14 protein-coding genes are annotated in these 13,917 nt (G+C 62.5%); 11 read left to right on the forward strand and 3 right to left on the reverse strand.

Translation table 11 applies throughout. From position 1 onward, the window contains the following. Positions 1-113 precede the first annotated feature (113 nt). Positions 114-1,586: a PAS domain-containing sensor histidine kinase gene (locus tag ACLD1X_RS21815; protein ID WP_429371183.1), complete on the reverse strand. Its 1,473-nt coding sequence runs from the start codon at positions 1,584-1,586 to the stop codon at positions 114-116. Between the two features lie 339 nt (positions 1,587-1,925). Between ACLD1X_RS21815 and ACLD1X_RS21820 the strand changes: the two genes are divergently transcribed. The 9 genes from ACLD1X_RS21820 to feaR all read left to right on the forward strand — a co-directional run bounded on the left by ACLD1X_RS21820 (position 1,926) and on the right by feaR (position 9,878). Next, a complete protein-coding gene (locus ACLD1X_RS21820) occupies positions 1,926-3,089 on the forward strand; it encodes an acyl-CoA dehydrogenase family protein (RefSeq protein ID WP_429371185.1) in 1,164 nt (387 codons plus the stop codon). Between the two features lie 31 nt (positions 3,090-3,120). Further along, positions 3,121-3,492, forward strand: a complete 372-nt coding sequence (locus ACLD1X_RS21825; protein WP_413705119.1) for a hypothetical protein — start codon at positions 3,121-3,123, stop codon at positions 3,490-3,492. A gap of 3 nt (positions 3,493-3,495) precedes the next feature. Beyond that, positions 3,496-3,981: a nuclear transport factor 2 family protein gene (locus tag ACLD1X_RS21830; RefSeq protein WP_429371188.1), complete on the forward strand. Its 486-nt coding sequence runs from the start codon at positions 3,496-3,498 to the stop codon at positions 3,979-3,981. Beyond that, positions 3,978-5,099 (forward strand): amidase, encoded by a 1,122-nt coding sequence (locus ACLD1X_RS21835; RefSeq protein WP_429371190.1) that lies wholly within the window; start codon positions 3,978-3,980, stop codon positions 5,097-5,099. Before ACLD1X_RS21830 ends, ACLD1X_RS21835 begins: the two co-directional genes overlap by 4 nt. 50 nt (positions 5,100-5,149) lie before the next feature. After that, complete coding sequence (locus ACLD1X_RS21840) at positions 5,150-6,433, forward strand: aromatic ring-hydroxylating oxygenase subunit alpha (RefSeq protein WP_429371192.1); 1,284 nt, start codon at positions 5,150-5,152, stop codon at positions 6,431-6,433. Beyond that, positions 6,430-6,930, forward strand: a complete 501-nt coding sequence (locus ACLD1X_RS21845; RefSeq protein WP_429371194.1) for an aromatic-ring-hydroxylating dioxygenase subunit beta — start codon at positions 6,430-6,432, stop codon at positions 6,928-6,930. The genes ACLD1X_RS21840 and ACLD1X_RS21845 overlap by 4 nt, the downstream gene beginning before the upstream one ends. Before the next feature lie 10 nt (positions 6,931-6,940). Further along, positions 6,941-7,681 carry an SDR family NAD(P)-dependent oxidoreductase gene (locus ACLD1X_RS21850; protein WP_429371196.1) on the forward strand — a complete coding sequence of 247 codons (741 nt, stop codon included), beginning with the start codon at positions 6,941-6,943 and terminating at the stop codon, positions 7,679-7,681. Between the two features lie 173 nt (positions 7,682-7,854). Next, the gene (locus ACLD1X_RS21855) at positions 7,855-8,805 is read left to right on the forward strand and encodes a PDR/VanB family oxidoreductase (protein WP_429371198.1); all 951 of its coding nucleotides are present in this window, start codon (positions 7,855-7,857) and stop codon (positions 8,803-8,805) included. A 152-nt stretch (positions 8,806-8,957) separates the two neighbouring features. Further along, a complete protein-coding gene (feaR, locus tag ACLD1X_RS21860; RefSeq protein WP_429371200.1) occupies positions 8,958-9,878 on the forward strand; it encodes a transcriptional regulator FeaR in 921 nt (306 codons plus the stop codon). Between the two features lie 138 nt (positions 9,879-10,016). Here feaR and ACLD1X_RS21865 read toward each other — a convergent pair whose 3' ends face one another. After that, the gene (locus ACLD1X_RS21865; protein WP_413427132.1) at positions 10,017-10,646 is read right to left on the reverse strand and encodes a response regulator transcription factor; all 630 of its coding nucleotides are present in this window, start codon (positions 10,644-10,646) and stop codon (positions 10,017-10,019) included. Between the two features lie 259 nt (positions 10,647-10,905). Between ACLD1X_RS21865 and hpaC the strand changes: the two genes are divergently transcribed. Both hpaC and ACLD1X_RS21875 read left to right on the forward strand, forming a co-directional pair. Further along, the gene (gene hpaC / locus ACLD1X_RS21870; RefSeq protein WP_008023304.1) at positions 10,906-11,418 is read left to right on the forward strand and encodes a 4-hydroxyphenylacetate 3-monooxygenase, reductase component; all 513 of its coding nucleotides are present in this window, start codon (positions 10,906-10,908) and stop codon (positions 11,416-11,418) included. Between the two features lie 854 nt (positions 11,419-12,272). Further along, entirely contained in the window at positions 12,273-12,575 is a 303-nt protein-coding gene (locus ACLD1X_RS21875; protein ID WP_429371203.1) for a DUF6124 family protein, read from the forward strand. A 317-nt stretch (positions 12,576-12,892) separates the two neighbouring features. Here ACLD1X_RS21875 and ACLD1X_RS21880 read toward each other — a convergent pair whose 3' ends face one another. Further along, positions 12,893-13,909 carry a phosphotransferase enzyme family protein gene (locus tag ACLD1X_RS21880; RefSeq protein ID WP_429371205.1) on the reverse strand — a complete coding sequence of 339 codons (1,017 nt, stop codon included), beginning with the start codon at positions 13,907-13,909 and terminating at the stop codon, positions 12,893-12,895. Positions 13,910-13,917: the final 8 nt, after the last annotated feature.

The raw sequence follows: 13,917 nt of genomic DNA on the forward strand, positions 1-13,917 counted from the left end.
GCCCTGCCTGCCAAGTGTTTGTGTGTCTGTGCCAGTGTCACTGACACTCAACAAAACCCCGGATTTGCGGTTCCCTGTGGCGAGGGGGTGTGTAGGGTCACAGGGAGGGGATGTCAGGCGAGGGGGAGGGAGAAGGTGAACACCGCGCCGCACGGTTCCAGGTTTTGCGCCCAGATATCGCCACGGTGGCGGCCGATGATGTTCTTGCACAGCGCCAGGCCGATGCCGTTGCCGCTGACCTTGGACGAGAAGAAACCATCGAACAGCTTCTCTTGTGCCTGGGCCTGGATACCACGGCCGCAGTCTTCGATGCGCACCAATGCCACATCGTTGTCGCGGCTGGCATGGATGCGCAGCAACCGGCGTTCAGTCGGCAGGTCGGCCATTTCTTCAATGGCGTTGAAGGCCAGGTTGAGGATCACCTGGCCGATCAGGACCTTCTCGCAGCTGACCTGCAGCGGTTCGGGTGCGGTGACGACTTCCACGCGCACCAGGCTCGGATCGGCCCGCAGGCTGATGAAGTAGCGGGTTTCGCGCAGCAGTTCGTTAAGGTCGATGAGCTCTTCGGTCTGCTCCAGCTTGACCACATAGTCGCGCACGCTCTTGATGATCACCGACGCGTGCTCGATTTGCCGCACCGCGTTCTGCAAACCCCAGGCGACGCCTTGATCGGTGTCGCCGGCGTTGCCCAGGCGAATCACCGTACCTTCGATGAAGTTGCGGGTGGCGGCCAGGGGCTGGCTCAGTTCGTGGGCGATGGCCACGGCCATTTCGCCCATGGCGTTGTAGCGCGCCAGGTATTCGAGCTTCTGCTCGCTGACCCGCCGCGCCTCTTCGGCCTGCACCTGCTCGGTCACGTCGCGAAACAGCAGCAGATGGCCGACCAGATCGTCTTCTATCTCGATGTAGCGGCAGGTTGCGTCATGCCAGCGCCATTCGCCGTCCTGGCGCTGCACCTTGTAGTGCACGCTGAACGGCGCGTGCTCCGGCGTCTCCTGGGCGAATCGTTGCAACAGGCGCTGACGCGAAGCGTCGTCGCACCAGACCAGGAAGTTCTTGCCCATCAATTGCTGCACTTCGCTGTCGAGCAGGTGCGCGCCGGAGTCGCTGATAAAACCGATATCGCCTTCGGGGCCGAGCACCGCCACGCCTTCGGCCAGGTCCTGCATGAAGGCCTTGAGCCGGCTCTCGAAGCGCTTGAGGTCGCGCTTGACCTTGTCCTCTTTGGAAATGTCGCGGAACTGCACCATCAACACATCGCGACCGTCCAGGTGCACCAGGGTCGCCACCGCCTCGGACAGAATCTCCACCCCTTGCTTGGAGCGATAGCACCACTCGATGGCCCGTTGCCCGGTGCGTGCGGCACCTTCGAGCCAGCGCAAACCCACGGAACGCCGGTATTTCGGCGCATCGCGGGTCATGTCCGGGGCCTTGAGCGGCGTCAGTTCTTCCAGGGTAAAGCCCAGCGCCGCCAGGGCAGCGGCGTTGGCCCAGAGAATTTCCTTGGTGTGCGCGTCATGAAGAATGATGCACAGCGGCATGGCTTCGATCAGCGCATGAAAGTCGTTCGGTTTTGGCAAGTACATCGCACGGCCCCTGGCGGCAGAGTTTGCAGTATGGCGTTTTATACCTGCTCGCACAGAGGGATGCGCTCAGAGGTAACCGGCGTGGGTCTAGGGGTTTTCTTTAGCGCGGGGGCTGCACGCCCCAATAGTGGTGCCCGGACGCGGTTTTTACACTGGACCCCAATGCAAGGGCAGCGCCCCTTTCACTGTAGGAGCGAGCTTGCTCGCGATGGACGTCAACGATAACGCGCCCTGTCTGAATGAACGCGTTGTCCGGAGGTTTTTCGCGAGCAAGCTCGCTCCTGCAGAGGTCGGTCGCGGCGCAGCCCACTAACAATAATCAAAACGGAGAACTAGCCCATGCTGCGTTCAGCTGTCGCGCAACAAGACCCTGTGTCCGGCCCGGTCGTGCCAATGGTCGAGAGCGAGCTATTTCAGCAGGTGCTGGATGAGGTTCGCCAACGCCGCGACGAATTCGACGCCGGCTCCCACGTGCCTCGGGACATGATCGAGCGCTTCAAGCAGGTGGGCATCTATCGTGCCGCCACGCCGAAATGCTTCGGCGGCGACGCCCTGGCGCCGGCGCTGTTCCTGCAAATGATCGAACGCATCTCCGAAGCCGACGGCTCGGCGGGCTGGGTCGCCAGTTTCGGCAGCGCCGGCGTCTATCTCGCGGCCTTGCCGCCGCAAACCCTGGCGCAAATCTACGCCGAGAGCCCTGACCTGGTGTTCGCTGGCGGATTGTTCCCGTTGCAGCCCGCCGAAGCGGTCGATGGCGGCTGGCAGGTCAACGGCACCTGGAAATTCGCCAGCGGCTGCAAAGGCGCCGACTTGCTCGGTGTCGGCATCGGCGCGGCGGGCGGCAAGCCTCGCACCGCAGTGTTCCGTCCGGATCAGGTCGAGATCGTCGAGAACTGGGAGGTGGTCGGCCTCAAGGGCACCGGCAGCCATGACCTGCGCGTCACCGACAAGCACATCGATGAGAACTGGACGTTCATCAGGGGTGGGGCTGCGACCATCAATGAGCCGCTGTTCCGCTACCCGTCGATTGCCTACGCCGCGCAAGTGCTGGCCGTGGTCAACCTCGGTCTGGCCCGCGCTGCCCTCGATGAAGTCAGCCGCATGGCTGGCGGCGGTGGCATCACCGGCGCGCCGAAAATGGCCGACCGCGCCTACGTGCGCATCGAAATCGCCAAGGCCGAAGCCAAGCTAGCCGCCGCTCGCGGGTTCTTCTACAACGCCACCGAACAGGTGTGGAACTCGATCCTCGCCGGCAACCCGGTGACGCCGGAGCAGACCAGCCTGTTGCGCCTGTCCGCGATTCACGTGTCCCAGGCCGGAGCAGAGGTGGTGCAAAGCGCCTACAGCCTGGCCGGGACCACCGCCATTTACCTGCGCCATCCGCTGCAACGCTACCTGCGCGACTCGATGGTGGTGACCCAGCACGCCTTCCTCAGCGAAGGCCTGTACGACGGCGCCGGCTCGGTGTTCCTCGGCGTGCCGCCGTTCCCGGGCTACATCTGATTTCTCTTCAACTTTTCAAGGATCCAGCTCCATGTCGCAAACCACTCAAGAACCATTGCGCGTCGTCTTCTGCATCGGCATCACCCAGAACTTTTTCGACCTGCCCACTGGCGAAGGCCTGAGCGTCTGGAAAGGCTTCAGCCAGATGATGGGCTCCCTCGGCGCGATGCCCGGCATCACCGTGCTCGGCGCCATGGATGACGACCGCCTGATGGTCGGCCCGTCCACCACCTCGCCCTGGACCGTGTACATCATGGCCGACGTCGACTGCCACCAGTCGGTGATCGACGCCTGCAACCTGTTCCGCACCACGCCGGTCGGCGAATACAGCCTGTGGCGCTACGCCAAGGTCGAAGCGCGCATCGGTCGTCCGCTGACCATCCCAGACGCAGCCAGGGTGTAAGCCATGGAAGAGGCCTTGCTGCAGCGTCTGGCGACGCTTGAAGGGGAGAGTGCCGTGCGCCGCTTGATGGCGTGCTACATGGACCTGTGCGATGTGCCACGGGCACCGATTCATCTGAGCCAGTTGGCGCAATTGTTCACCGAGGATGCGATCTGGGAAGGCCTCGGCACCCAGACCGCGCAGACCTTCGGTCAGCATCATGGACGTGCGGCGGTGGCGACGTTTATCGGTGGTTACCTGCCGCCCTCCGATCACTTCAAGTTGAACCTGCATTACCTCACCAGCGAGTCGATCGTGGTCGACGGCAAGTCGGCGCAGGGGCAGTGGATCATGCAGCAGATTTCCACCTACGCCGATGGCCGCAACGAGTTGTTCGGCACCCGCCTGAACATCGATTTCCGTTGTGTCGACGGCACCTGGCTGATCGCGCATTTCCGCACGCAACGCTTGTTCAGCTCTCATTTATCAAAGCAGGAGCTGAGCGCATGAGTACCTTCATCAGCGAATTCCTGCTCGGTGGCAGCGGCAAACGCGTTGCCATCAAGGATTCCATCGACATCGCCGGTCACGCTACCCAGTCCGGTAGCCGGGCCTTTGCCCGTGCCTTGCCAGCCCTGCGCAACGCCGAGGTGGTCGATGCGATCCTCGCGGCGGGTTGGCAAATCGTCGGCAAGACCAACATGCACGAGCTGGCGTTTGGCGTCACCGGCATCAACGACTGGACCGGCACACCGATCAACCCGCAGGCGCCGGACCGGGTGCCTGGCGGTTCGTCCAGCGGTTCGGCCGCTGCCGTCGCGGCGGGGCTGGCGGACATCGCCATCGGTTCCGACACCGGTGGTTCCGTTCGCGTACCAGCCGCCTGCTGCGGCATTGCCGGGTTGAAGCCGACCTATGGTCGCGTCAGCCGAGTGGGTGCACATCCGGCCGAATCCAGCCTCGATTGCGTGGGGCCATTCGCGGCCGACATGAATGACCTGATCGCTGCGATGCAAGTGATTTGCCCTGGTTTCCAGGCTCAGGGCTTGCCGTCGGGCAACGCCTCGGTCGGCTTTCTCGACGTTGCCTGCGACGCGCATTTGCAAGCGTGCCTCGGCGCTGCCGTTGACCGTGCCGGCTGGCGCCGCAGCCGCGTGCAGTTGAGTGAGTTCGAAGCAGCGTTTGCCGCCGGCTTGACGGTGATCAACTTTGAAAACTGGGCCGCGTTCGGCCACCTCACCGGCCAGGGCCTGATCGGTGCGGACGTCGAGCTGCGCCTGTTGGCCGCCAGCCGCACCAGCGCTGCCGAATTGGCGCAAGCCGAACAGGTGCGCACGCGCTTCAGCCAACAGGTGGATGCCGCGCTGGAACAATTTGAAGTGCTGCTGTTGCCGACGATGCCGAGCCTGCCACCGACGCTGGTGCAAGCCCGCAGCGCAAGCAAGGCCGTGGCCGGCATGACGCCGCTGGTACGGCCCTTCAACCTGAGCGGCCACCCGGCGCTGACGGTGCCGGTGGAAATCGATTGCGGCGGGCTGAAAGTCGGCCTGCAAATCGTCGGCCGTAAAGGCCAGGACGAGGTGGTCTGCGCCTTCGGTGCGCAGCTGCAACAGAGCATGGCCCGTTAAGGGCCGGTCTCTACAACGAAATCATAAAAATAAGCCATGAGGAGAACCGCATGAGCACTCATGAATACCGGCTGATCGCAACGTCGAAAAGCCCAGAAGACCTAGTCCAGAGCGACCGCGTCGACGTCTCGCTGTACAACGATCCGGCGCTGTTCGAAGCCGAGCTGGACAAGATTTTCTACCGCACCTGGGTGTGGGTTGCCCACGAAAGCGAAGTGCGCAACAGCGGCGACTTCAAGACCGCCACCATCGGCCGTCGCCCGGTGATCGTCGTGCGGGACAAGAAGAACAACATCAACGTCCTGGAAAACCGTTGCCGGCACCGTGGCGCCACCGTGTGCGAGAAGCACAAGGGCAACGCCACCGGTTTCACCTGCCCGTATCACAGCTGGTCCTATGGCCTGGACGGCAAGCTGCGGGCGCTGCCGTACCCGGATGGCTACGAAGGCATCCTGGAAAAATCCGAACTGCCGCTGACCAGCCTGCGCGTCGAAAGCTACGCCGGCATGGTCTTCGCCAGCTACAACGACGAGATTGAACCGCTGGAGGACTTCCTCGGCGGCGCGAAACACTGGATGGACCTGTTCATGAAGCAGGGCGCCGGTTACCCGATCAAGACTCAGGGCGAACACAAGTTCAGCTTCAAGGGCAACTGGAAGATCCAGCTGGAAAACACCACCGACGGTTATCACTTCCCGATCGTGCACAAGTCGTTCATGTCGTCGGTGGATGAAGAAACCTCGGAAATGCTTTCGTTCATGACCGACGAGCAAGCCGTGACCCACTCGCTGGGCAACGGCCACAGCGTGATGGTGATGGTGCCGGAGCACGTCGACCTCGATCACGACGACGGCACCGAGCAGTTGCAGGAGCGTTTCGCCCACGTCACCGAAGAACTGTCGAAAACCATGCCGGCCGATCAGGTACGTCGCATCGTGCGTTCGCTGCACGGCGCCGGGTTCAACCTGAACCTGTTCCCCAACGTGGCCATGTCGATGTCGTTTTTCCGCGTGCTGCGTCCGGTGTCGGTCACCGAAACGGAAATTCGCCACGTGGCCCTGGGCATGGACGGCGGCCCGGAAATCGCCAACCGCGAACGTATGCGCATCCACGAACACTTCCAGGGCCCGTTCGGTTTCGGCAGCCCCGACGATGCCGAGGCCTGGGACCGCGTGCAGCGCGGCTCGTATGCCGGCGTCGATGCGCCAATCCTGGTCAACCGCGGCCTGAACCGCGAAATCACCGCTGAAAACGGCGACAAGGTCAGCCACGCCACCGACGAAGGCGGCATGCGCGGTGCCTACGACATGTGGAAAAGGATGATGAGCCAATGAGCAATCACGACACCCTGAACGGTTTTACCGGTCCCCTGGCCCAGGCCATCGAATTCATCTGGCGCGAAGCCGAACTGCTCGACCACAAGAACTACGCCGAATGGGCGACCCTGTGGAGCGAAAGCGGCAAGTACATCGTGCCGATCGACCCGGACACCGAGGATTTCGAGGCCACCCTCAACTACGCCTACGACGATGCGCGCATGCGTGCCTTGCGCATCGAACGCTTGAGCGCCGGCTTCTCGCCGTCGGCGGTGGACGCGGCGAAGACCATCCGCACGATCTCGCGTTTCCGCCTGGTGGAAGCGGCCGGCGATATCGTCGAGGTCAACTCGGCGCAGTTGCTGTACGCCTACAAGCGCGGCGTGCATACGCCGTTCGTGGCCGACCTCAATCACCGTATCCGTTTCACCGACGGCGTGCCGTCGCTGGAGCGCAAGGTTGTGCGCCTGATCAACTCCACCGACAGCCTGAGCGCGCTCGGCTTCCTTCTGTGAGGGCACCATCATGAGTCGAGTAGCCCTCGTAACGGGTGCCTCGCGCGGACTGGGCGAGTGCATCGCCCGGCGTCTGCACGCGGCCGGTTATCGCGTTGGCCTGGCCGATGTGCGCCTCGATGGCGTGCAGCATCTGGCCGCCGAGCTGGATGGCAGTGGCGCCACGGCGATCGCCATCGAGCTGGATGTACGCAGCAAGGCCGACTTCCAGCGTGCCCGCGACCTGCTCGCCGAGCACTGGGGTGGCACCGACATTCTGGTGAACAACGCCGGCGTGTCGAAAGTCGCGGCGTTGATGGACATCACGCCGGAAGAGTTCGACGAGTCGATGGCGATCAACCTGCGCGGCACCTTCGTGGCTTGCCAGGTGTTCGGTGCGCATTTTGCCGAGCGTGGCTTCGGGCGCATCGTCAACATCGCCTCCCTGGCCGGGCAGAACGGCGGCACCGCCACCGGCGCGCACTACGCGGCGGCCAAGGGCGGCGTGGCGACCCTGACCAAGGTCTTTGCCCGTGAACTGGCGCCGCAAGGGGTGACGGTCAACAGCATCTCGCCGGGTCCGCTGAACTTGCCGGTAGTGCGCGAAACCGTTGCGCCCGAGCGTCTGGAACAGATCCTGAAAATGATCCCGGCCGGCACCCTCGGCGATCCGTCGTATATCGCTGACAGCGTATTGCTGCTGATCGCCGACAACGCCGCCTCCGTAACGGGCGCGTGCTGGGACATCAATGGCGGCCTGTTCATGCGCTGAGCAGCAGAAAAATGCCCCCCTGTAGGAGCGAGCTTGCTCGCGATGGTCGCCAACGATGACGCGGGAAACCTGACACCCCGTGGCGACCTCAGGTTCATCGCGAGCAAGCTCGCTCCTACAGAGGGGATCGGCCCAAGCCGTACCGTTAAACAAAAAAATATTCAGGTGATGCAATGATGAAGGTGAAGATCGAAAGGATCGTCGACGAAGCGCTGGATATCCGTTCCTTTCGCCTCGTGCGCAGTGACGGCCAGCCGCTCGACACCTATGAGCCGGGTGCCCACGTCGACCTGACCGGGCCGACCGGGGTGACCCGCCAGTATTCGCTGTGCAGCCCGCCCCGGGATCGCCGTGCGTATCTGGTGGCGGTAAAGAAAGAAGCGCAGTCGCGCGGTGGTTCGCTGGCGTTGCATGAGCAAGTGGAAGAGGGCATGGAGCTGGAAATGGGTGCGCCGCGCAACCTGTTCCGCCTCGATGAAAGCGCCAGCGAACACATGCTGTTCGCCGCCGGTATCGGCGTGACGCCGCTGTTGAGCATGGCTTATCGACTGGCGGAAAGCGGCCAGCCGTATCGCCTGCACTATTTCGCCCGTTCGGCGCAATATGCGGCGTTTACCGAGCTATTGGCGACGAACTTCGCCGAACATGTGGAATTCCACTACGGCGTGGAACCGGCGGATCTGGATGGCGCATTGAGCGAATGCCTGGCGCGTGCCGGCGGCGCCGCCCATGTGTACACCTGCGGCCCGGCACCGTTCATGAACAAAGTGGTGGAAGTGGCTTCGCGCAGTCGCCCGGATGATGCCATTCACCTGGAGCATTTCGCGGCAGACCCGGCGGCCAACAGCGCCCCGGCCGGCACGTTCGAAGTGGAGCTGGCCAGTTCCGGCGTGGTGCTGCAGGTGCCGGCCAACACCAGCCTGGTCGACGTACTGCAGGCCCACGGTTGCGATATCGACACCGAGTGCCGCGAAGGCATTTGCGGCACCTGCATCGTCGAGGTCCTGGACGGCGTGCCGGAGCACCGCGACAACTGCCTGTCGAACAAGGAAAAGGCGTCCAACAAGCAGATTTGCGCTTGCGTATCACGGGCGCTTTCCGCTCGTCTGGTATTGGACCTTTAAGACCAGGAAGGCTGGAAAGCATGCGCCGGAGCCTGTTGAATGGGCGCCCGGCGGCCATCGAGGGAGGCGATGGCTACAGAAACAACGGTTTTGACGAACCGCTCGATGAAGCGGTCGAAAAATAACAACAAAAAACGTGAGGCATTGCGGACATGATTACAGCATCGACGGTGCGCAACGAGGCGTTCGAAAGTTGGTTGAGCCAGGTGAACCAGGCCTGTGGGCGTTTCGATGCCCGGGCGCTGGATACCGATTTCTACGGCGAACTGGCGGAATTTCGCAGCGGTGCGATCAACCTCAGTGTGGTCGACATGGCGCACGTGCATTTGTACCGCACCAGCAAGGACGTCAGCACCAGCAGCGACGGCCACTACTACGCGGTGTTCCAGATGCGCGGCAGCTCGCAACTGGAGCAGGGCGACAACCGTGCGCAACTGGGTTGTGGCGACATCGCGCTGATCGACGCCAGCCGTCCGAGCGACATGATCTACAACGACGATTGCCGCCAGCTTTCCTTGATTCTTCCGCGCCAGGTGGTCGAGCGTGGTTCGCACTTCAATGCCGTCAACTGTGCCACGCGCATCGCGGCCAGCAGCCCCCTGGCGGCGATGGCCAACAAGCTGGTGCAGGGCACCCGCCAGCAGGAAGGGCTGGACATGCAGGAGAGCGAAGCCGTGCTCGATGCCCTGGCCAGCCTGTTGCTGCCGGGCATCAGCGCCCGCGACAGTGGCGCGGACCCGCACGAGCGGCAATTTCGCAAGATCATCGCCTTCATCGACGCGCACCTGAGCGACGAAGAGTTGTGCCCCGAGCTGATTGCCCGTGAAGTGGGGATTTCCGTGCGCGGCCTGTACCGGATGTTCTCCAAGCGCGGCCTGGTGGTGGCGCAATACATCAAGCACCGACGCCTGGACTTCTGCGCCGAAAACCTGCGTCGCGCCGATGTCGAGCTGAAGCTTTCGGCGCTGTGTTATGCCTGGGGCTTCTCGGATTCGAGCTACTTCTCGTCGGCGTTCAAATCGCGCTTCGGCGTGTCACCGGGTGCTTATCGCAAGCGCTATAGCCACATCTGATGTTGTATTTGCTGGCCCCTTCGCGAGCAAGCCCGCTCCCACATTGGATCTGTGTACGACGCAGAGCCAATGTGGGAGCGGGCTTGCTCGCGAAGGCGGCCTCAAGCCCCCTGAAGAGCTAGACCTCCAGCACCCATCTCAGTGCCGCACCGGCTCTTCAGTCGGCAAATGCAGCACTTCGCGCACCAGCATGGCAATACTGGTCACGCCCATCTTTTCCTTGATCTTGGTGCGGTGCACATCAACGGTCTTCACGCTGATGTTCAGTTCCCGCGCAATCACCTTGCTGGCCTTGCCATCGATCACCAGCATCAACACTTCCCGCTCACGGCTGGTCAGCAGTGCCAGCTTGCCTTGCAGGTTCTGCCGCTGCTGCTGATCGGCCTGGGCGTGTACGGCGGTCTTCAGCGCGGCCTGGATGCGGTCGATCATCTGCTGCGGGTTGTAGGGCTTCTCGACGAAATCCAGCGCGCCGTTCTTCATCGCCGTGACCGACATCGGAATATCGCCATGGGCCGAGACGAAAATGGTCGGCAAGGTGCTGCCGCGCTGGTTGAGGATTTCCTGCAGCTGGAAGCCGCTGGTCTCCGGCATGCGCACGTCGAGCACCAGGCAGGCGGGTTGCCTGGGGTCGTACTGGCTGAGGAACTCTTCGGCGCCGGCAAAGCACTGCGCCTGCACGCTGACCGACTCCAGCAACCAGGCCAGGGAAGTGCGCAGGTCCTTGTCGTCATCAACGATATAAACAATCGGTTTACGGGTTTCCATCGGGGCTGCCACGAAAATTTCTAATTATTGTTTTCGCACGCGAACGCGCGGCACGCATTGGCTCATCGTTCTGGAGCCAGTATGCAGAATACCCACTGTGGCCGGCCCTTGCGATAAAGAAACCACCTAGTCGACTAGCGGAAACCCAACCTCATCATGGGGATCGTCAGAATGGTCGTGCCGCGCCCTCAGCCTTAGTCTTGTTCCATCACCTACGGGCCGCTTTCGAGGCGGTCCTCCTGAAGGAAGGGGCATCGACATGGCCGACCTGAGCCAGCAGCAAATCGACTTTCGCAACGCCATGGCGCAGCTGCCGGCGGCGGTGAACATCATCACCACCAACGGCCCGGGCGGGCGCTGCGGCATCACCGCCAGCGCCGTGTGCTCGGTGACCGACTCACCGCCCACCGTGCTGGTGTGCGTCAATCGCAACAGCGCTACCCACGATGTGTTCCGCACCAATGGCCGGTTGTGCGTCAACGTGCTGTGTGGCGAGCAGGAAGAGCTGGCCCGGCACTTCGCCGGCATGACCCAGGTGCCGATGGCCGAGCGTTTCGCCTGGGACCTGTGGGACGACGGTGCGGCCGACGTGCCGGTGCTGCGCGATGCCCTGGTGCAGCTGGAAGGGCGGATCAGCGAGTGCAAGGAAGTGGGGTCGCATTCGGTGATGTTTGTCGAGCTGGAAAAGGTCGGGGTGCGGGAGCCGCGCGATAGCCTGGTGTATTTCAACCGGTTGTTTCATCGGCTTGAGCATGCGGGTGCGCATTGCTGAGAAGGTGGGAGTGAGTTTGCTCGCGAAGGCGGTCTGACTGAGTACATATCCATTATTTTGGTTACGGCGACTTAGGGTTTCGCCCTTACGGCGACTCACTTTTTTAACAAGCGCCTTAAAAAAGTAAGCAAAAAAGCGCTCGCCCCGAACGTCCGGCCCCTCGCCTAGGCTCGGGGTTCCTTCGCTCCGGCATTCATCCGGGGGCATTGCCCTACGGTTTGCTTCGCTGCACCTCCCTGCAATGTGTGCGGCTTCGCCGCACGGCGCTGCGCGCCAATCCCCGGATAAACGCCTCCACTCAGCCTGCCGAGGGGGCGGGTGGATCAAGATCAAGAGCGGCAGGCGAGCTAACGCTCGGCCTGCTCTCCTCATCTGTAGGAGCGAGCTTGCTCGCGATGGACGTTAACGATGACGCGGGCTGCCTGAATCCCCGCGGTGTCCCGGCGTTTTTCGCGAGCAGGGAAACGAGTTCGGCGAGCCTGCCCGCGATGGCGGTGTCAATCTGGAGTGCTTGTTTAACGGTTGTAGGAGTAACTTCCTGCAAGCTACAGCGCCTTGCGTCGTTGCCTACAACTACGCCAGAATCCGCCGGCTTGTGCGCTTGGGGGCCCATCGGTAACTTGGTCCGCGTCACTGATTCCCAGTGATCGGGTTTAGCAGCCCGTGGTGTTACAAAGCGCATCTGCAGTCCATAAAGTCAGGTATTCCCCATCCCTGCACTTCATGGCCGCTGTGCGCAGGGCGCCCTCGGGCGCGCCGGTATCGTAACTCCCCGGTCTGCTAACCTGCGCTCAGCTGCCACCCTTCGTTTAGCAGCGATTCGGTGACGGCTCCACGTTCCTGGAGTTCGAATCATGCTCAAGGTTACCCCCGATCCACCACACACCGATTCCTGTCCCAACCCCACGGCCCACATCATGGCCACCTCGCACAAACCCTCCACGATGTTCACCATCAACCCGCAAATCGACACCGAAACCCTGCTGGCCCACGCCTGCGAATCGCTGGCGTCGGCGAGTGTCATGGCCAACGATCTGGCGGGATTTCTGCAAGGCACGCACCGCAACACCCTGCTGGGCATCGCGCAAGTGATCATGTTGGGGGAGTTGGCGGTGAATAGGGTGCTGGACAGGCTGGATCCACCGGAATCTGCCTAACGCCGCTGACCTTGTGGGAGCGGGCTTGCCCGCGAAGGCGGTGTGTCAGTCAATATAGATATTGGATTTGAGGGCCTCTTCGCGAGCAAGCCCGCTCCCACACTGGATCTCCAGCGAACACAAATCCTGTGTGCGACCGTGATCAAAGTGTGGGAGCGGGCTTGCCCGCGAAGGCGGTGGGTCAGTCAGTATAGATATTGGATTTGAGGGCCTCTTCGCGAGCAAGCCCGCTCCCACACTTTGATCACGGTCGCACACAGGATTTGTGTTCGCTGGAGATCCAGTGTGGGAGCGGGCTTGCTCGCGAAAGCGGTGTATCAGACTTGTAGATATTCCCGAGCCAACAAGCAAGCCCGTTCAATCAGCATCGGCGCCATTTCAATCGCCGTCGGTGTGCCCTGGCGGGTGTGAATCCAGCCCAGGTAGGTGGTGCCGCGCAGCATCAGAAACAGCGCCAGGCTCTGGCGATCCGCCTCGGTCAGCGGTTTGACCGCGTTGTAGCCGTCGAGCAGCGCCGCCTTGATCTGCTCGTAACGCGGGTCATCCAGGCAGAAGTACAGCGCCGTGGCCAACTCGAACATGTGCCAGCCAAACCCGGCATCGTCGAAGTCGATCAACCGTAGACGCGGCCCTTCGATCAGCAGGTTCTCAGGCACCAGGTCGGCGTGAATCATGCCGAAATTGCCCAGGTGCCGACCATACTGGCGCAAGTCCTTGCGTGCCGTGCGCCGGGCCTGTTGCAGCAGGACCCGCTGCTCGTCGCTGAGCTGCTCCAGCTCCCAGAATCGCCCCCAGAACGGGTTGGCGCCAATCAGGCCTTCCTCGTCCCAGGCATGCCGGACAAACTCGTCCGGCTGCTGCCAGTCCGCCGAATGCAGGTGAATGCGCGCGGCAATGGCGCCAGCTTCACTGAACAGGAAATCGATTTCGGTATCGGCCTGCACCCCGTTCTCCGAGGTGCCGGCGGTCGCGCCGGGCAGCCAGGCGAGCATGTCGATGTGGCGCGGCTCGCCGATGGCCTGATGGGTGACTTCGACCAGGTGACTTTGATCTTGCGCACGGATGATCTGCGGCACGGTGATGCCGGCGCCGGCCAGCGCTTCCATCCATTGCAGCTCGGAGCGCAGCGCGGCTTCGCAGTGATAGCCATTGCGATGGATGCGCAGGGCCACTCGCTGGCCGTCGTGGCGGTGGGCGGAAAATACGGCGTTCTCGCGAAACTTCACCAGTTCGATGTCGGCGAATTCGCCGTCCCACTGTTGCAGGGCATGGCGCGCCAGTTCGTGCAGACGGGCCACTTGCTGGTCATGGGGTAAGGTGTGGAATTCAGTCATGGCAAGAC

Source organism: Pseudomonas sp. 18173, from assembly GCF_050432945.1.
Lineage (GTDB): Bacteria > Pseudomonadota > Gammaproteobacteria > Pseudomonadales > Pseudomonadaceae > Aquipseudomonas.